The following is a 13642-nucleotide window of genomic DNA, read 5'->3' as shown; positions in this document are numbered from 1 at the left end:
CGAAACGTCGAACCAGCATCATCCTACTCACGATCCAGGCCAAAACCCGGATCCGCAGGGACAACGCCGTCCACGCTTCTCTTTCTCAGATGCACTTGTCAAAGAGCTGATCGGGCCGGAGCCGGATCTCGTCCTTCAGAGAACAGGAAGTGGCGCCAGGTTATCCTGGCCCCTGCTTGCTCGTCTCTGAGGAAGTCCTTCGGGGCGGGCCGTTCGTCTCGGCGCCCCGTCGGTGAGGGGTCATCTAAGGGTAGCCGGCTCGCCTGTCAACTCGCCCGGAGCCCGAAGGCTGCGGCCGATGCGACAGACAGCGGGGCAGGGGGCCTGCCCGGCCCGCGCGGCCGGTATGTACCCTAGATGGGCTAGATGGGTATGTACGCGCCGGCCGCAAGATCCGGACCGTCCGGGACGCTCTCGCCCTACCGCGGCAGGGACGCCGCGAAGGCGCGGATGTCGGCGGCGAGGAGGTCCGGCTGCTCGAGGGCGGCGAAGTGGCCGCCCCGCGGCATCTCGGTCCAGCGGCGCAGGTCCGCGAACATCGTGCGTTCGGCGAGCGAGCGCGGCGGGCGGACCATCTCCTCCGGGAAGGCGGCGTAAGCGGCCGGAACCCGCACCCGCTCGCCGTCCGGGACCGGCCAGGGCCGGTGCATGCGGGCGTAGTAGGGATGGAACGACGAGCCGATGGCGCCGGTGAACCAGTAGAGCGAGATGTTGGCCAGCATCCGGTCGCGGGAGATGGCATTCTCGATCGTGCCGCCGCAATCCGACCAGGCCCGGAATTTCTCCGCGATCCAGGCGGCGAGGCCGGCGGGCGAGTCGGTGAGGGCGAAGGCCAGGGTCTGGGGCCGGGTGCCCTGGATCCACTGGTAGCCCGTCTCCTCCTTGAGCCACGCCCCGACGCGCTCGTAATGGGCGGCTTCTTCCGGCGTGGCGTCGCGGCCGGAGAGGTCGCGGCGCACCGGCAGCATGTTGAGGTGCAGCCCCTCGACCCTCTCCGGGTAGCGCCAGGCGAGGCGGGTGGTGATGAAGGCGCCCCAGTCGCCGCCCTGGGCCATGAAGCGGTCGTAGCCGAGATGCGTCATCAACCCGGCGAAGCGGTCGGCGATCTCCTCGACCCCGAGGCGCGGCTGCCCCGGCCGGAACGACAGGCCGTAGCCGGGCAGGGACGGGGCCACCACCGTGAAGGCGTCCTCCGGGCGGCCGCCGAAGCGGGCCGGGTCGGTCAGGCGCGGGATGAGGTCGAGGAACTCGAACACCGAGCCGGGCCAGCCGTGACACAGGAGCAGGGGGCGCGGCGCCGGTCCTTTCCCCGGCACGTGCAGGCAGTGGATGTCGATCTCGTCGACGCGCACGATGCTCTGCGGGAAGGCGTTGAGCGCCGCCTCCTCGGCGCGCCAGTCGAAGCGGTCGCGCCAATAGGCGACGAGGTCGGCGAGGTAGGTCACGTCGGTGCCGTAGGTCCACGGCGCCTCCGGCGCCTGGTCAGGCAGGCGGGTGCGCGCGAGGCGCTCGCGCAGGTCGGCGAGCGCCGCGTCCGGAACGTGATAGGTGAACGGTTGTCCCGTCATCGGGTGGCTCCTCCCCTGGCCATGCGCCGGACCGGATGCCGCGGCCGGCGACGCCGTGCTAGGCGCCCTGGAAAAGGTTCCGCTCCGCGCGCGGATCTCAAGGGAGGAGCTGAGAAATGGCGCACTATCGCATCGCCACGATCGAGGGCGACGGCATCGGGCCCGAGGTGACGCGGGCGGCGATGGCGGTGCTGGAGGAGGCCTGCGGCGCCGGAACCCTCGCCTTCGAGATGCTGGAGGGCGGCGCCGGTCACTATCAGAAGAGCGGCGCGGTGCTGCCGGACGACACCTTCGCGGGTTGCCGCGACGCCGACGCGATCCTGCACGGGGCGGCGGGCCTGCCGGGGGTGGTGTACCCGGACGGCACCGAGGTCGGCAACGACCTGCACCTGCGTCTTCGCTTCCGCCTCGACCTCTACGCCAACGTGCGGCCGATCAAGCTCCTGCCCGGCGTGCTCTCGCCGCTGCGCGCCTTCGAGGGCGGCGGCATCGACTACGTCATCGTGCGCGAGAACACCGAGGGGCTCTATGCCAGCCGCGGCGCCGGGGTGGTGCTGCGCGACGAGATCGCCTCGGACAGCCTGGTCGTGACCCGCAAGGGCACCGAGCGGGTGGCCCGCTTCGCCTTCGCCCTCGCGGCCAAGCGCAGCGGCGCGCCGCGGGACGGGCAAAGCCGGGTCACCGTGTGCGACAAGGCCAACATCCTGCGGGCTTACGCCTTCTTCCGCCGGGTCTGCGACGAGGTCCACGCGGATTATCCGGACATCGCCATCGACTACGCCTACGCCGATGCGATCACCGTGCACATGCTCAAGCGGCCCGACTTCTACGACGTGATCGTGGCCGAGAACATGTTCGGCGACATCATCTCGGACCTCGGCGCCGCCACCGTCGGCGGCATGGGCATCTCGCCCTCCGCCGAGATCGGCGACCGCCACGCCCTGTTCCAGGGCGCTCACGGCTCGGCGCCGGACATCGCCGGGCAGAACCTCGCGAGCCCCGTCGCCACCATCCTGTCGGGGGCGATGATGCTGCGCTGGCTGTTCGACACCAGGAACGATGCCGGGCTGGCGCAGGCCGCCGGGCGGATCGAGGACGCGGTCGGCGCGGTCCTGCGCGAGGGGCGGGCGGTGCCGCGCGATCTCGGCGGCAGCGCGTCCTGCACCGAGGTCGCCGAGGCGGTGCGCCGGGCCCTGGCCTGACTGTCGGAAGGAGACACATCACCATGGCGAAGCAGAGCGTGGGCCTCGTCGGCGTCGGCCTGATGGGGCACGGCATTGCCCTCAACCTCGCCCGCAAGGGCTGGCCCCTCGGCTACCTCGACCATCCGGGCAACCAGCCGACGGACGACCTCGACGCCCTCGGGGCGACGCGGCACGCCGACCGCGCCGCCCTGGCCCGGGCGAGCGAGGTGATCATCCTGTGCGTCACCGGCACGCCGCAGGTCGAGGACGTCCTGTTCGGCGGGACGGGCGAGGGCGGGCTCCTGGCGACCCTGCGGCCGGGTACGGTGATCGTCGACTGCTCGACCGCGGTGCCGGCGTCGACGGCGCGGGTCGCGGCGGCGGTGGCGCAAGCGGGCGGTCGCTTCCTCGACGCGCCGATGACCCGCACGCCGAGGGAGGCTGCGGAGGGGCGGCTGAACCTGCTGGTGGGCGCCGAGCCCGCGCTGTTCTCCGCGATGCAGCCGCTGCTCGCCGCGTTCGCGGAGAACATCTTCCATGCCGGGAGCGAGGCCGGAGCCGGCCACACCCTGAAGCTGCTGCACAACTTCGTCTCGCTCGGCTTCGTCACCCTGCTCGGCGAGGCGGCGGCCTGCGCCGGCAAGGCGGGCATCGCCCCGGAAGTGCTGGTCGATGTTCTGCGCAAGGGCGGCGGCCACGGCGCCGCCCTCGACCGGCTCGGCCCCTACGTGCTCGGCGGCGATTCCTCGCCGATGAAGTTCTCGATCGCCAATGCCCGGAAGGACCTGAGCTACTACGTGGCGATGGCCGAGGGACTCGGGGCGGAGCGCGCCGTCGCCGGCGGGGTGCTCGCCGACCTCGACGGCCTGGTCGACGCCGGGCACGGGAGCGATCACCTGCCGGTGATCGTCAAGCACTTCGCCGCGAAGGGCTGAGACCGCAGCGCCGTCGAGCGATTCCGTTCGACGGCGGGATGGTACGACACGCGGCTTGCCCGGCCGGAGCGGGCCTGTATCGTCGCGGCCCCCGCACGAGGGAACCTCGCGATGTCCGATCTCTCCGCCTTCCCGATCACCGCGCGCTGGCCGGCCCGCCACCCGGACCGGATCCAGCTCTATTCCTGGCCGACGCCGAACGGCGTGAAGGTCTCGATCGCGCTCGAGGAGCTCGGCCTCCCGTACGAGGCGCACGCCGTCAACATCGGCAAGAACGAGACCTGGACCCCGGAATTCCTGTCGCTCAACCCCAACGGCAAGATCCCGGCGATCCTCGATCCGGCCGGACCGGGGGGTAAGCCGCTCGCCCTGTTCGAGTCGGGCGCGATCCTGCTCTATCTCGCCGAGAAGACCGGCCGGCTGATCCCGTCCGATCCGGCCGGGCGCTACGAGACGGCCCAGTGGGTCTTCTTCCAGATGGCGGCGGTGGGGCCGATGTTCGGCCAGCTCGGCTACTTCCACAAGTTCGCCGGCCGCGAGATCGAGGACAAGCGACCGCTGGCGCGCTACCGCGACGAGTCGAAGCGCCTGCTCGGCGTGCTGGAGACCCGGCTCGCCGGCCGCGACTGGATCATGGGCGAGGCCTACACCATCGCCGACATCGCGCTGCTGGGCTGGGTGCGCAACCTGATCGGCTTCTACGAGGCGCGGGAGCTGGTTGACTTCGACGCGCTCACCCACGTGCCGGCCTGGCTGGAACGGGGCCTCGCCCGGCCGGCGGTGCAGCGGGGGCTGGAGATCCCGCCGCGGGACTGAAGACCGGTCATCGTGCGAGCCGGAGGGCGGTGGCGCCCTCCGGCCGGCGCGTTCAGTCGAGGTCGAGCATCAGGCGCAGGTTCTGCACCGCGGCGCCCGACGCGCCCTTGCCGAGATTGTCGAGGCGCGCGACCAGCACCGCGTGGCGGTGGCTGTCGGAGCCGAACACCCGCAGCTCGAGAGCGTCGGTGTCGTTGAGCGCCTCGGGCTCGATGCGCTCCCGGTGAGCCCCTTCCTCGGCCCCGGTCACCACCCGCACCAGCTTCGTGTCGGCGTAGCGGGCGACGAGGGCGGCCTCGAGGTCGCCCGGGGTCGGGCGGCCGGGCAGCAGGTCGAGGTGCAGCGGAATCGACACCAGCATGCCCTGCCGGAAGTTGCCGACCGACGGCACGAAGATCGGGCGCCGGGTCAGGCCGCTGTAGGTCTGCGTCTCGGGCAGGTGCTTGTGGCCGAAGCCGAGGCCGTAGAGCTCGAAGGCCGGCGCGGTGCCGGCCTCGTAGGCCTCGATCATCTTGCGGCCGCCGCCGCTGTAGCCGCTGACTGCGTTGATGCTGATGGGAAAGTCGGCCGGGATCAGGCCGGCATCGATCAGCGGGCGCAGGAGCGCGATGCCGCCCGTCGGGTAGCAGCCCGGATTGGCGACCCGGCGCGAGGCCCGGATGGTGGCGGGCTGCTCCGGCGTCAGCTCGGCGAAGCCGTAGGTCCAGCCGGGGGCGACCCTGTGGGCGGTGCTGGCATCGAGCAGCCGCGGGCCGCCGCCCGGCAGCGAATCGGCCAGCGCCGCGGTCTCCCGCGAGGCGTCGTCGGGCAGGCAGAGGACCACGAGGTCGACCTCGGCCAGGAGGGCGCGCTTAGCCTCCGGGTCCTTGCGGCTCTCGTGCGGAATCGACCGCAGGGCGATGTCGTCGAAGGCTTCCAGGCGCTCGCGGATGCCGAGACCGGTCGTGCCGGCCTCGCCGTCGATGAAGACGCTCGGGCTGTGCTTGCGGGTCATGGGCTTCAAGGCTCCGTGGCGCGGATCGGCCGATGCCGAGCGACGCGCCCGCTGATTGGGGTCGAGTGGTCGTCAAGTCAATCGTCCGGGACGATCATCGGTGACGATCCGCGATGCCGGCGGGACGTACCGCCGCGCCCGAGTGTGGCGCGGCTCGTGCGACGATCTCATGTCGGTCATCCACAGGCGAGAGCGCCCCAGAGGAACCCGGCCGGAGCCGCCCCGGTTGTGCTGCCAGATCGACGGCAGACGACGTCAGGAGCGCAGCGATGGCTGGAACCGCCAAGAAGACCGACCCGAAGCTCTGGGAGAAGGTCAAGAAGGACGTCACCCGGTCTGACAAGGGCGGCAAGCCCGGCCAGTGGTCGGCCCGCAAGGCCCAGATGGCCGTGCAGGAATACAAGGAGGAGGGCGGCGGCTACGAGGGCAAGAAGTCGTCCGACAACCACCTCAAGCAGTGGACCGACGAGGAGTGGGGCACCAAGTCCGGCCGGAAGAGCGGCGAGACCGGGGAGCGCTACCTGCCGAAGAAGGCCCGCGAGGATCTCTCCGACGACGAGTACAAGCGCTCCACCGCCAAGAAGCGCGCCGACAGCGCCAAGGGCAAGCAGCATTCGAAGCAGCCGAAGGACGTGGCGAAGAAGGCCGCTGCGGCCCGCAAGGCCTCGCACAAGACCGGCAGCCGGGACGGCGGACCGACCAAGGCCGAGCTGATGCAGAAGGCGCGGGCGAAGAACATACCGGGCCGCTCCACCATGTCGAAGGGGGAGCTGGAGCGGGCGCTGAACGCCTGAGGCTGAAGTCCGCGGGGGAGGCTCGCGGGTTCACGCTGCGGGCGCGGAGAGGAGAGATTCCGCGCCTCGATAGGACGGCGCAGCCGATGACTGACCGGTAACGAGAAAGGGCGGACCCGCGAGGGCCCGCCCTTTCCCTGTCGCAATGACCGAAGGTCGCTTAGCGCTTCGAGAACTGGAAGCTGCGGCGGGCCTTCTTGCGGCCGTACTTCTTGCGCTCGACCACGCGCGGGTCGCGGGTCAGGAAGCCCTCGCGCTTCAGCGGGCTGCGCAGCTCGGGCTCGTAGTAGGTCAGGGCCTTGGCGAGGCCGTGGCGCACCGCGCCGGCCTGGCCGGAGAGGCCGCCGCCCGCCACCGTGACGATGATGTCGTACTGGTCGACGCGGTCGACGATCTGGAGCGGCTGCTGCAGGATCATGCGCAGCACCGGGCGGGCGAAGTAGGTGTCGACCGGGCGGTCGTTCACCGTGATCTTGCCGGCGCCGGGCTTGATCCAGACGCGGGCGATCGCGTCCTTGCGCTTGCCGGTGGCATAGGCGCGGCCGAGGGAGTCCAACTTCTGGACGTGGACCGGGGCCTCGTTCTCGCCCTGCGAGAGGTTCTGGGCCTTGTTAGCTTGGCCGAGGTCGGCGAGGGACTGAAGGGTCGCCATCTTACGCGCTCACGTTCTTGCGGTTGAGAGCGGCGACGTCGAGCGTCTCCGGCTGCTGGGCGGTGTGGGGGTGCTCGCTGCCCTTGTAGACCCGGAGGTTGCCCAGGATCTGCCGGAAGAGCGGGCCGCGCGGCAGCATGCGCTCCACGGCCTTTTCGACGACGCGCTCGGGGAAGCGGCCCTCGAGGATGAACTTGGCCGAGCGCTCCTTGATGCCACCCGGGTAACCAGTGTGGTGGTAGTACACCTTCTGGTTATACTTGCGGCCGGTGAACTTCACCTTTTCCGCATTGATGACGATGACGTTGTCGCCGCAATCGACGTGGGGCGTGTACTGGGGCTTGTGCTTGCCCCGCAGACGCATCGCGATGACCGACGCCAGGCGGCCGACCACGAGGCCCTCCGCGTCGATGATCACCCACTTCTTGTCGACGTCGGCGGGCTTCAGCGAAAAGGTCTTCATCGCGAGAGAGTCCCGGAAGTCTTGACGAAAAATAGGACGCCGCCGCGGTCAGGGATGAGCGCGCGGCGGCGATGGCCGGCTCAGTAATCGAGGATCACGCCGGCGTCAAGCGATGCGGAGATTCCAGGAAGGCAAAAACGCCAGTTTTTCGAGCGGCTTCGATATAGCGGTACTATGATACCGTCATCTCGGCGGCAGCGCGTAGGTGCCGGTGGCGTGGCAGACGATCTCGTCCTGGCCGGCGCTGCGGATCAGCACCTCGCCGACGGCGAGCGAGCGCCCGAGCTTGAGCAGGCGGGCCTCGGCCAGGAGATCGGCCTTGGCCGGCTTGCGCATGAAGTTGAACGACAGGTTGGTGGTGACGGCGAGCGCCACCGGGCCGATCTGGGCCAGGATCGCGACGTAGAGCGCCACGTCGGCGAGCCCCATCATGGCTGGGCCCGACAGCGTGCCGCCCGGCCGCAGGTGGCGCTCGTGGTAGGGCAGGCGCATCGTGGCGCTGAGCGGCCCGACGCTCTCGACCACCGGACCGGGACCACCGTGGTGGATCTGTGGAAAAACCTCGTCGAGGAAGGCCGCGACCGCGTCGCGGTCCATCATCAGGGCAGGGCGCATGCAGGGGACGTTTCCGATTGTCGTTATGCACGATCTTGCAGCACGGCGCCCGGCACCGGACAATAGGCCATCCTTCCCCATATCCCCTTCCCCCTGTCCCCTGCCCACATCACCCGAGACCGCATGTCAGACCCTGCCCTCCTCCTCCGAGACGACCGCGACGGCGTCGCGACCCTGACCCTCAACCGGCCGCGGGCCCGCAACGCCCTGTCGCACGCGATGCTCACGGCCCTGTCGCAGGAATTCGCGCGACTGGTCGAGGATCCGGAGGTCCGCGCCGTGGTGATCGCGGCGGAGGGGCCGGCCTTCTGCGCCGGCCACGACCTGAAGGAGATGACCGCCTACCGGGCGGACGGCGATCGCGGCGCGGCGCGGTTCAAGGACCTGTTCGACCTCTGCTCCTCGGTGATGATGGCGATTCCCGCCCTGCCGCAGCCGGTCATCGCCGCCGTGGAGGGGATCGCCACCGCCGCCGGCTGCCAGCTCGTCGCCTCCTGCGACCTTGCGGTGGCCGGCGAGGAGGCCCGCTTCGCCACGCCCGGCGTGCAGATCGGCCTCTTCTGCTCGACCCCGATGGTGGCCCTGTCGCGCAACCTGTCGCGGAAGGCCGCGATGGCGATGCTGCTCACCGCCGAGATGGCGGAGGCCGAGGAGGCCAGGCATCTCGGTCTCGTCAACCGGGTGGTGCCCGCCGGCACGGCGCTGGCCCGCGCGCAGGAGCTCGCCGCCGGGATCGCGGCCCGCAGCCCCTACACCGTGCGGGTCGGCAAGCGCGCCTTCTACGAGCAGCTCGAGATGCCGCTGGCGGAAGCCTACGCCCATGCCGGCCGGGTGATGACCGAGAACATGCTGGCCCGCGCCGCCGAGGACGGCATCGCGGCCTTCCTCGACAGGAAGGCCGCCCGATGAGCGTCGGTCCCGCCCGCCACGACCGCTACGACGACGAGGCCCTGCGGGCGATCCTGCGGCGCGTGCGCAGCATCGCCCTCGTCGGCGCCTCCGCCAACCCGGCCCGGCCGAGCTGGATCGTCACCAAGTACCTGCTCGAGCGCGGCTATCAGGTGATCCCGGTCAATCCGGGCCTCGCCGGCGGCGAGATCCTCGGCCGGCCGGTGGTCGCGCGCCTCGCCGACCTGCCCCACCCGGTCGACATGGTGGAGATCTTCCGCAATTCCGAGGCCGCCGGCCCGCTCGTCGACGAGGCGCTGGCCCTCGACCCGCTGCCGTCGGTGATCTGGATGCAGCTCGGCGTGCGCAACGACGCGGCGGCCGAGCGCGCCGAGGCGCGGGGCGTCACCGTGGTGATGAACCGCTGCCCGAAGATCGAGTATGGCCGCCTCTCGGGCGAGATCGGCTGGACCGGGGTGAACTCCCGCATCCTCAGCGCCAAGCGGCCGAAGCTCGCGGCTAAGGGGTTCCAGAAGCTGACGATCGAGGAGCGGTAGGGACGCCGGGCGCCCGGAGGCCCGGTGCGGACGTGCTACCCGCCGGGTCGCTCCGGGGCCGCGCAGCGGAGCCCGGGATGGCGATGGAGACTGAGATCGGCATCTGCGGAATATTGCCTTCGGCCTCCTACAGCAGCGTCCCCTTGAGGATCACCAGGGCAACCGTGAAGTAGATCACCAGTCCCGACACGTCGACCAGGGTGGCGACGAACGGCGCCGAGGCGGTGGCGGGGTCGAAGCCGACGCGCTGGAGGATGAAGGGCAGCATCGAGCCGGCGAGCGAGCCGAACAGCACGATGCCGATGAGCGCCGTGCCGACCGTGGCGGCGACGAGGAACCAGTGCTCGCCGTAATCGTAGAAGCCGAGCTTCTGCCAGAGCACGATCCGCACCACGCCGATCGTGCCGAGGATCGCGCCCAACGTCAGGCCGGCGGGAATCTCCCGCAGGGCCACCCGCCACCAGTCGGCCAGGCGCACCTGGTGCAGCGCCAGCGCCCGGATCAGCAGCGAGGTCGCCTGCGAGCCGGAATTGCCGCCCGAGCTCATGATAAGCGGGATGAACAGGGTGAGGACGAGGGCCTTCTCCAGCTCGCCCTCGAAGCCCTGCATCGCGCTGGCGGTGAGCATCTCGGAGAGGAAGAGCACGCAGAGCCAGCCGGCCCGCTTGCGGATCATGGTCAGGAAGTTGATCGACATGTAGGGCTCGTCGAGCGCCTCCATGCCGCCGAAGCGCTGCACGTCCTCGGTCTGCTTCTGGATCATCGCGTCGATCACGTCGTCGACGGTGACGATGCCGACGACGTGGTTGGTGGCGTCGACGACCGGGATCGCCAAGAGGTCGTACTTCGAGATCAGGCGCGCCGCCTCGTTGCGGCTGGCATCGGCCGAGACCACCACCGGGCGGCGGCTCGGCGCCACCGACAGGATGTTGTCCTCCGGGTTGCCGGAGATCAGCCGGCGCAGCGGCACCGCCTTGGCCAGCGCCCCGGTGCGGGGATCGAGCACGAAGATCGAGTACACGGTCTCGCGGGTGCGCTCGACCTTGCGGATGTAGTCGAGGGTGAGACCGATGGTCCAGGTGGTCGGCACGGCGACGAACTCGGTCGTCATGATCGAGCCGACGCTCTCCTCCGGATAGGCGATCAGCGCGTCGACGGCGCCGCGGGTCTCGGCATCGAGGCGGGCACGCAGGTCCGAGCGCCCGGGCTCCTCGATGTCCTTGAAGACGTCGGTGACCCGGTCGGCCGACATGCCCGACAGGAACGAGGCGACGCGGTCGCGCGGCAGCATCTCGATGATGTCGGGGGCGCAGTCCAGCTCCGGCTGGTCCAGCACCTCGACGGCGCGCTCGTGCGGCAGGCTGAGCAGGATGGCGGCGGCCACTTCCGGCGCCTCCTGGTTCAGGGCCTCGACGATGTCGGGGGCACTCTCCTCGGCGAGGCGTGCGGCGAGGGAAGCGGGCCCGACGGGGGCGTCGGTCACGGTGTCGGTCATGGCTCACCTTCCTGTCGCCCACTTAAAGGCGAAACGTCGTCCGCTGGACGCGGGGCGTCGGCCGGCCGTCCCCGGCCGGTCGCGGTGAGCCGCCGATGGCGAGCGCGCGTGACCTCAGACCGGAGACGGCGAGGGCGGTCGACTGTGACTGTCGCTCGGCATGACGTGCGGGTTGTCCGGGAATGCTGCGGCGCAGGGGCGCGCCGCGAGCGGCCCGTCACTGCGCCGGGCGCGGTGCTGCGTCAAGAGGGGAACCGCGGGCGCAGGGTGAGGATTCGTAGACGGGGGCTCATGAGCCGGCACGCCTCGGGGCGCGGCGCCGGACCGCCGCGGGAGCCGAGATGGAAACGACACGCCCACGCACCTTCTCGGACTTCGCGGCCGCCGTCGCCCGGGCGGCGGGCCGCCCCGGCACCTTCGCGCTCAGCCTGCTGCTGATCGTGGTCTGGGCGATGACCGGCCCGCTGTTCCACTACTCGGACACGTGGCAGCTGATCATCAACACCGGCACGACCATCGTGACGTTCCTGATGGTCTTCCTGATCCAGAACACCCAGAATCGCGATGGGGCGGCGATCCAGGCCAAGCTCGACGAGCTGATCCGGGCGAGCGCGGCCCAGAACGCCTATATCGGCATCGAGCACCTGACCGAGGAGGAACTCGACGTCCTGCGGGCCCGCTGCGAGGCGCGGGCGCGGGACTTCCGCCTCAGCGAGGTCGTGGACGCCGCCGCCGAGACCGCCAACGCCAAGGCCGCCGCCGCCGCCCGGGCCGCCACCGGCTCCTGACTCAGCGTCAGGCGCAGAGCTGGCGCGACGCGTCCCTCTCGCTCCCCATCATCCGGGCGAGCCGCAGGATGTCGGGGATCACGAAGGGCTTGCTGACGAAGATGCTGCCGGGCACCGCCGGGCGCCTCAGGTCGGCGGTGGTCGAGGAGTAGATCACCGGCCGGTGCGGCTGGATCCGCCGGTAGGCCTCGGCCACGCTCCAGCCGTCGACGCGGCCGGGGAGCCGGATGTCGGTGAGGAGCCAGTCGATGCCCGCGCCGTGCTCGCGCAGCAGGACGAGCGCCGCCTCGCCGCTGGAGGCGGTCAGCGTCTCCACCCCGTGCTGCTCGCACAGCGTCACCAGCAGCTCGAGCAGCATGTAGCTGTCCTCGACGATCAGCACGCGAGGCTTTGCGTCGGGCTGAGGCTTGGCGCTGGCCTGGAGCATCCGGGGTTGAGACTGGGTGGCAAGCATCGCGAGGAGATCTCGGCCGTCGAAGCGGCGACGGTCGGCCGAATTGGTTAACGAAACGTCAACCAGTGCCCGGCCGCTGGGCCCGCACCGCATGTTGCACGATTGCAACGCTGGCGGCCCGTTCCGATCCCGCGCCGCTCCGCGCCGCAGCGTGGCCGTATTTCAACGGTGTCTGGCCGCTGCCCCGCACATCCGGCGGGGTCCGGCCAGGGCCGCGAGGCCCCGTTCGGCAGGGTCCCGTCAGGCAAGATCCCATCAGGGTTGACGGAACCTTCGCTTAACGGGCCGGGACTACAGACGATCGCGTGTTGTTTGATGGCGTGGCCGGGCGGTGGTGCGGCTCGGTCTTCGCCGAACGCGGCCCCTTCGGGACCGCCAAGGGAGTTTGGGTCGATGTCGCTGCCGCTCGCGCCCCTGCGCGCGCTCAAGATCACCGCCGCCCTCGGGCTCGCCCTGTCGATGGCGGCCTGCGCGAGCAACAACGATCTCTCCGACGCGTCGGCGGCCTACGGGGCCGGCGGCGGGCGCGGCGGCGCCGCGACGCCGGGCAGCACCCAGGACTTCGTGGTCAATATCGGCGACCGGGTCTTCTTCGACTCCGACTCGACCGACCTGACCCCGACCGCCACCGCAACCCTCGACAAGCAGGCGCAGTGGCTGTCGCGCTACCCGCGCTACACCTTCCTGATCGAGGGCCACGCCGACGAGCGCGGCACCCGCGAGTACAACTTCTCGCTCGGGGCCCGCCGCGCCCAGGCGGTGCGGGACTATCTCGCCTCCCGGGGCATCGGCGCGAACCGCATGCGCACCGTGTCCTACGGCAAGGAACGTCCGGTCGCGGTCTGCAACGACATCTCGTGCTGGTCGCAAAACCGGCGCGCCGTCACGGTGCTGGACGGCGGCGCCGGCTCCTGATCGGCGCCCGGGGCGAATCCGGGCGGGGCGGCCTGCGCCGCCCCACTTTTGCCCGCCGGCGCGGCATCTGCTAACCCGCGCCGCCAGAAGCGGACCCGCCGCTGACTCGAGCCGTGATGCGCCCCGCCATGCTTCGCCGCCTGCTCCTCGTCCCCGCCCTCGCCGTCTCCGGGCTGGCCCTCGCCGCCGCGCTACCGGCCGCGGCCCAGGACGCCGCCGAGTTCGTGGTGCGCCTCAACCGGCTGGAGAACCAGTCGCGCCAGATGGCGGGCCAGATCGAGTCGCTCCAGTACGAGAACCGGCAGCTCAAGGAACAGCTGCGCAAGTTCCAGGAGGACGTCGAGTACCGGTTCCAGGAGAGCAAGGGCGGGCAGCGCCCGGCGGCCGCCCGGGGGGCCTGCGTGGGCGTCGTTGCGCCGAGGGACTGGGGGGCGCCGGGGGCGCCCGGGTTCTGGGACGGGTCGAAGGCGTCGCTGCGCTTCTGCGGCTTCGCCTGCGGCGTCGCGGCCGCCGGGCGCTGCCCG

General features: G+C 70.9%; 16 protein-coding genes. 9 read left to right on the top strand and 7 right to left on the bottom strand.

Features of this window, described 5'->3' with window-relative positions; translation table 11 throughout:
* Positions 1-419: 419 nt before the first annotated feature.
* Complete coding sequence (locus VQ02_RS31085) at positions 420-1568, bottom strand: epoxide hydrolase family protein (RefSeq protein ID WP_048448126.1); 1149 nt, start codon at positions 1566-1568, stop codon at positions 420-422.
* Positions 1569-1684: 116 nt separating this feature from the next.
* On the opposite strand from VQ02_RS31085, the gene VQ02_RS31080 reads away from it, so the two are divergent.
* From VQ02_RS31080 to VQ02_RS31070, 3 genes are all read left to right on the top strand, one after another.
* Positions 1685-2770 carry an isocitrate/isopropylmalate dehydrogenase family protein gene (locus VQ02_RS31080; protein ID WP_048448125.1) on the top strand — a complete coding sequence of 362 codons (1086 nt, stop codon included), beginning with the start codon at positions 1685-1687 and terminating at the stop codon, positions 2768-2770.
* A 23-nt stretch (positions 2771-2793) separates the two neighbouring features.
* Positions 2794-3687 carry an NAD(P)-dependent oxidoreductase gene (locus VQ02_RS31075; protein WP_048448124.1) on the top strand — a complete coding sequence of 298 codons (894 nt, stop codon included), beginning with the start codon at positions 2794-2796 and terminating at the stop codon, positions 3685-3687.
* Positions 3688-3798: 111 nt separating this feature from the next.
* On the top strand, positions 3799-4503 hold the full coding sequence (locus tag VQ02_RS31070; RefSeq protein ID WP_048448123.1) for a glutathione S-transferase N-terminal domain-containing protein: 705 nt from the start codon (positions 3799-3801) through the stop codon (positions 4501-4503).
* A gap of 52 nt (positions 4504-4555) precedes the next feature.
* Here VQ02_RS31070 and argC read toward each other — a convergent pair whose 3' ends face one another.
* Positions 4556-5497: an N-acetyl-gamma-glutamyl-phosphate reductase gene (argC, locus tag VQ02_RS31065; RefSeq protein WP_048448122.1), complete on the bottom strand. Its 942-nt coding sequence runs from the start codon at positions 5495-5497 to the stop codon at positions 4556-4558.
* 269 nt (positions 5498-5766) lie between these two features.
* On the opposite strand from argC, the gene VQ02_RS31060 reads away from it, so the two are divergent.
* A complete protein-coding gene (locus VQ02_RS31060) occupies positions 5767-6291 on the top strand; it encodes a DUF5872 domain-containing protein (protein ID WP_048448121.1) in 525 nt (174 codons plus the stop codon).
* 160 nt (positions 6292-6451) lie between these two features.
* Here VQ02_RS31060 and rpsI read toward each other — a convergent pair whose 3' ends face one another.
* From rpsI to VQ02_RS31045, 3 genes are all read right to left on the bottom strand, one after another.
* A complete protein-coding gene (rpsI, locus tag VQ02_RS31055; RefSeq protein ID WP_048448120.1) occupies positions 6452-6943 on the bottom strand; it encodes a 30S ribosomal protein S9 in 492 nt (163 codons plus the stop codon).
* 1 nt (position 6944) lies between these two features.
* Positions 6945-7406 carry a 50S ribosomal protein L13 gene (rplM, locus tag VQ02_RS31050; protein ID WP_048448119.1) on the bottom strand — a complete coding sequence of 154 codons (462 nt, stop codon included), beginning with the start codon at positions 7404-7406 and terminating at the stop codon, positions 6945-6947.
* 183 nt (positions 7407-7589) lie between these two features.
* Positions 7590-8021 carry a PaaI family thioesterase gene (locus VQ02_RS31045; RefSeq protein ID WP_048448118.1) on the bottom strand — a complete coding sequence of 144 codons (432 nt, stop codon included), beginning with the start codon at positions 8019-8021 and terminating at the stop codon, positions 7590-7592.
* A gap of 123 nt (positions 8022-8144) precedes the next feature.
* On the opposite strand from VQ02_RS31045, the gene VQ02_RS31040 reads away from it, so the two are divergent.
* Positions 8145-8930: an enoyl-CoA hydratase gene (locus VQ02_RS31040; protein ID WP_048448117.1), complete on the top strand. Its 786-nt coding sequence runs from the start codon at positions 8145-8147 to the stop codon at positions 8928-8930.
* Positions 8927-9466, top strand: coding sequence for a CoA-binding protein (locus VQ02_RS31035; RefSeq protein WP_048448116.1), 540 nt, complete (start codon positions 8927-8929; stop codon positions 9464-9466). The genes VQ02_RS31040 and VQ02_RS31035 overlap by 4 nt, the downstream gene beginning before the upstream one ends.
* 127 nt (positions 9467-9593) lie before the next feature.
* On the opposite strand, the gene mgtE is transcribed toward VQ02_RS31035, so the two are convergent.
* A complete protein-coding gene (gene mgtE, locus VQ02_RS31030; RefSeq protein WP_048448115.1) occupies positions 9594-10961 on the bottom strand; it encodes a magnesium transporter in 1368 nt (455 codons plus the stop codon).
* Between the two features lie 341 nt (positions 10962-11302).
* On the opposite strand from mgtE, the gene VQ02_RS31025 reads away from it, so the two are divergent.
* Complete coding sequence (locus tag VQ02_RS31025; RefSeq protein ID WP_048448114.1) at positions 11303-11749, top strand: low affinity iron permease family protein; 447 nt, start codon at positions 11303-11305, stop codon at positions 11747-11749.
* A 7-nt stretch (positions 11750-11756) separates the two neighbouring features.
* Here VQ02_RS31025 and VQ02_RS31020 read toward each other — a convergent pair whose 3' ends face one another.
* Positions 11757-12176: a response regulator gene (locus VQ02_RS31020; RefSeq protein WP_048448113.1), complete on the bottom strand. Its 420-nt coding sequence runs from the start codon at positions 12174-12176 to the stop codon at positions 11757-11759.
* 420 nt (positions 12177-12596) lie between these two features.
* On the opposite strand from VQ02_RS31020, the gene pal reads away from it, so the two are divergent.
* Positions 12597-13118 (top strand): peptidoglycan-associated lipoprotein Pal, encoded by a 522-nt coding sequence (gene pal, locus VQ02_RS31015; protein WP_048448112.1) that lies wholly within the window; start codon positions 12597-12599, stop codon positions 13116-13118.
* A gap of 128 nt (positions 13119-13246) precedes the next feature.
* On the top strand, positions 13247-13642 hold a 396-nt coding region (locus VQ02_RS39575), incomplete at its 3' end, for a YbgF trimerization domain-containing protein (RefSeq protein WP_048448111.1).

The sequence above is a fragment of the Methylobacterium variabile genome, from assembly GCF_001043975.1.
GTDB lineage: Bacteria > Pseudomonadota > Alphaproteobacteria > Rhizobiales > Beijerinckiaceae > Methylobacterium > Methylobacterium variabile.
The sequence above is the reverse complement of the archived record's forward strand: the minus strand, read 5'-3'. Positions and strand labels throughout refer to the sequence as shown.

Excerpts from the sequence above, each read along its gene's own strand:
- VQ02_RS31025 (WP_048448114.1), top strand. The coding sequence starts at position 11,303 with ATGGAAACGACACGCCCACGCACCTTCTCGGACTTCGCGGCCGCCGTC.
- mgtE (WP_048448115.1), bottom strand. The coding sequence starts at position 10,961 with ATGACCGACACCGTGACCGACGCCCCCGTCGGGCCCGCTTCCCTCGCC.
- pal (WP_048448112.1), top strand. The coding sequence starts at position 12,597 with ATGTCGCTGCCGCTCGCGCCCCTGCGCGCGCTCAAGATCACCGCCGCC.
- rplM (WP_048448119.1), bottom strand. The coding sequence starts at position 7,406 with ATGAAGACCTTTTCGCTGAAGCCCGCCGACGTCGACAAGAAGTGGGTG.
- VQ02_RS31060 (WP_048448121.1), top strand. The coding sequence starts at position 5,767 with ATGGCTGGAACCGCCAAGAAGACCGACCCGAAGCTCTGGGAGAAGGTC.
- VQ02_RS31075 (WP_048448124.1), top strand. The coding sequence starts at position 2,794 with ATGGCGAAGCAGAGCGTGGGCCTCGTCGGCGTCGGCCTGATGGGGCAC.
- VQ02_RS31020 (WP_048448113.1), bottom strand. The coding sequence starts at position 12,176 with ATGCTCCAGGCCAGCGCCAAGCCTCAGCCCGACGCAAAGCCTCGCGTG.
- VQ02_RS31040 (WP_048448117.1), top strand. The coding sequence starts at position 8,145 with ATGTCAGACCCTGCCCTCCTCCTCCGAGACGACCGCGACGGCGTCGCG.
- VQ02_RS31080 (WP_048448125.1), top strand. The coding sequence starts at position 1,685 with ATGGCGCACTATCGCATCGCCACGATCGAGGGCGACGGCATCGGGCCC.
- rpsI (WP_048448120.1), bottom strand. The coding sequence starts at position 6,943 with ATGGCGACCCTTCAGTCCCTCGCCGACCTCGGCCAAGCTAACAAGGCC.
- VQ02_RS31070 (WP_048448123.1), top strand. The coding sequence starts at position 3,799 with ATGTCCGATCTCTCCGCCTTCCCGATCACCGCGCGCTGGCCGGCCCGC.
- VQ02_RS31035 (WP_048448116.1), top strand. The coding sequence starts at position 8,927 with ATGAGCGTCGGTCCCGCCCGCCACGACCGCTACGACGACGAGGCCCTG.
- VQ02_RS31085 (WP_048448126.1), bottom strand. The coding sequence starts at position 1,568 with ATGACGGGACAACCGTTCACCTATCACGTTCCGGACGCGGCGCTCGCC.
- VQ02_RS31045 (WP_048448118.1), bottom strand. The coding sequence starts at position 8,021 with ATGCGCCCTGCCCTGATGATGGACCGCGACGCGGTCGCGGCCTTCCTC.
- argC (WP_048448122.1), bottom strand. The coding sequence starts at position 5,497 with ATGACCCGCAAGCACAGCCCGAGCGTCTTCATCGACGGCGAGGCCGGC.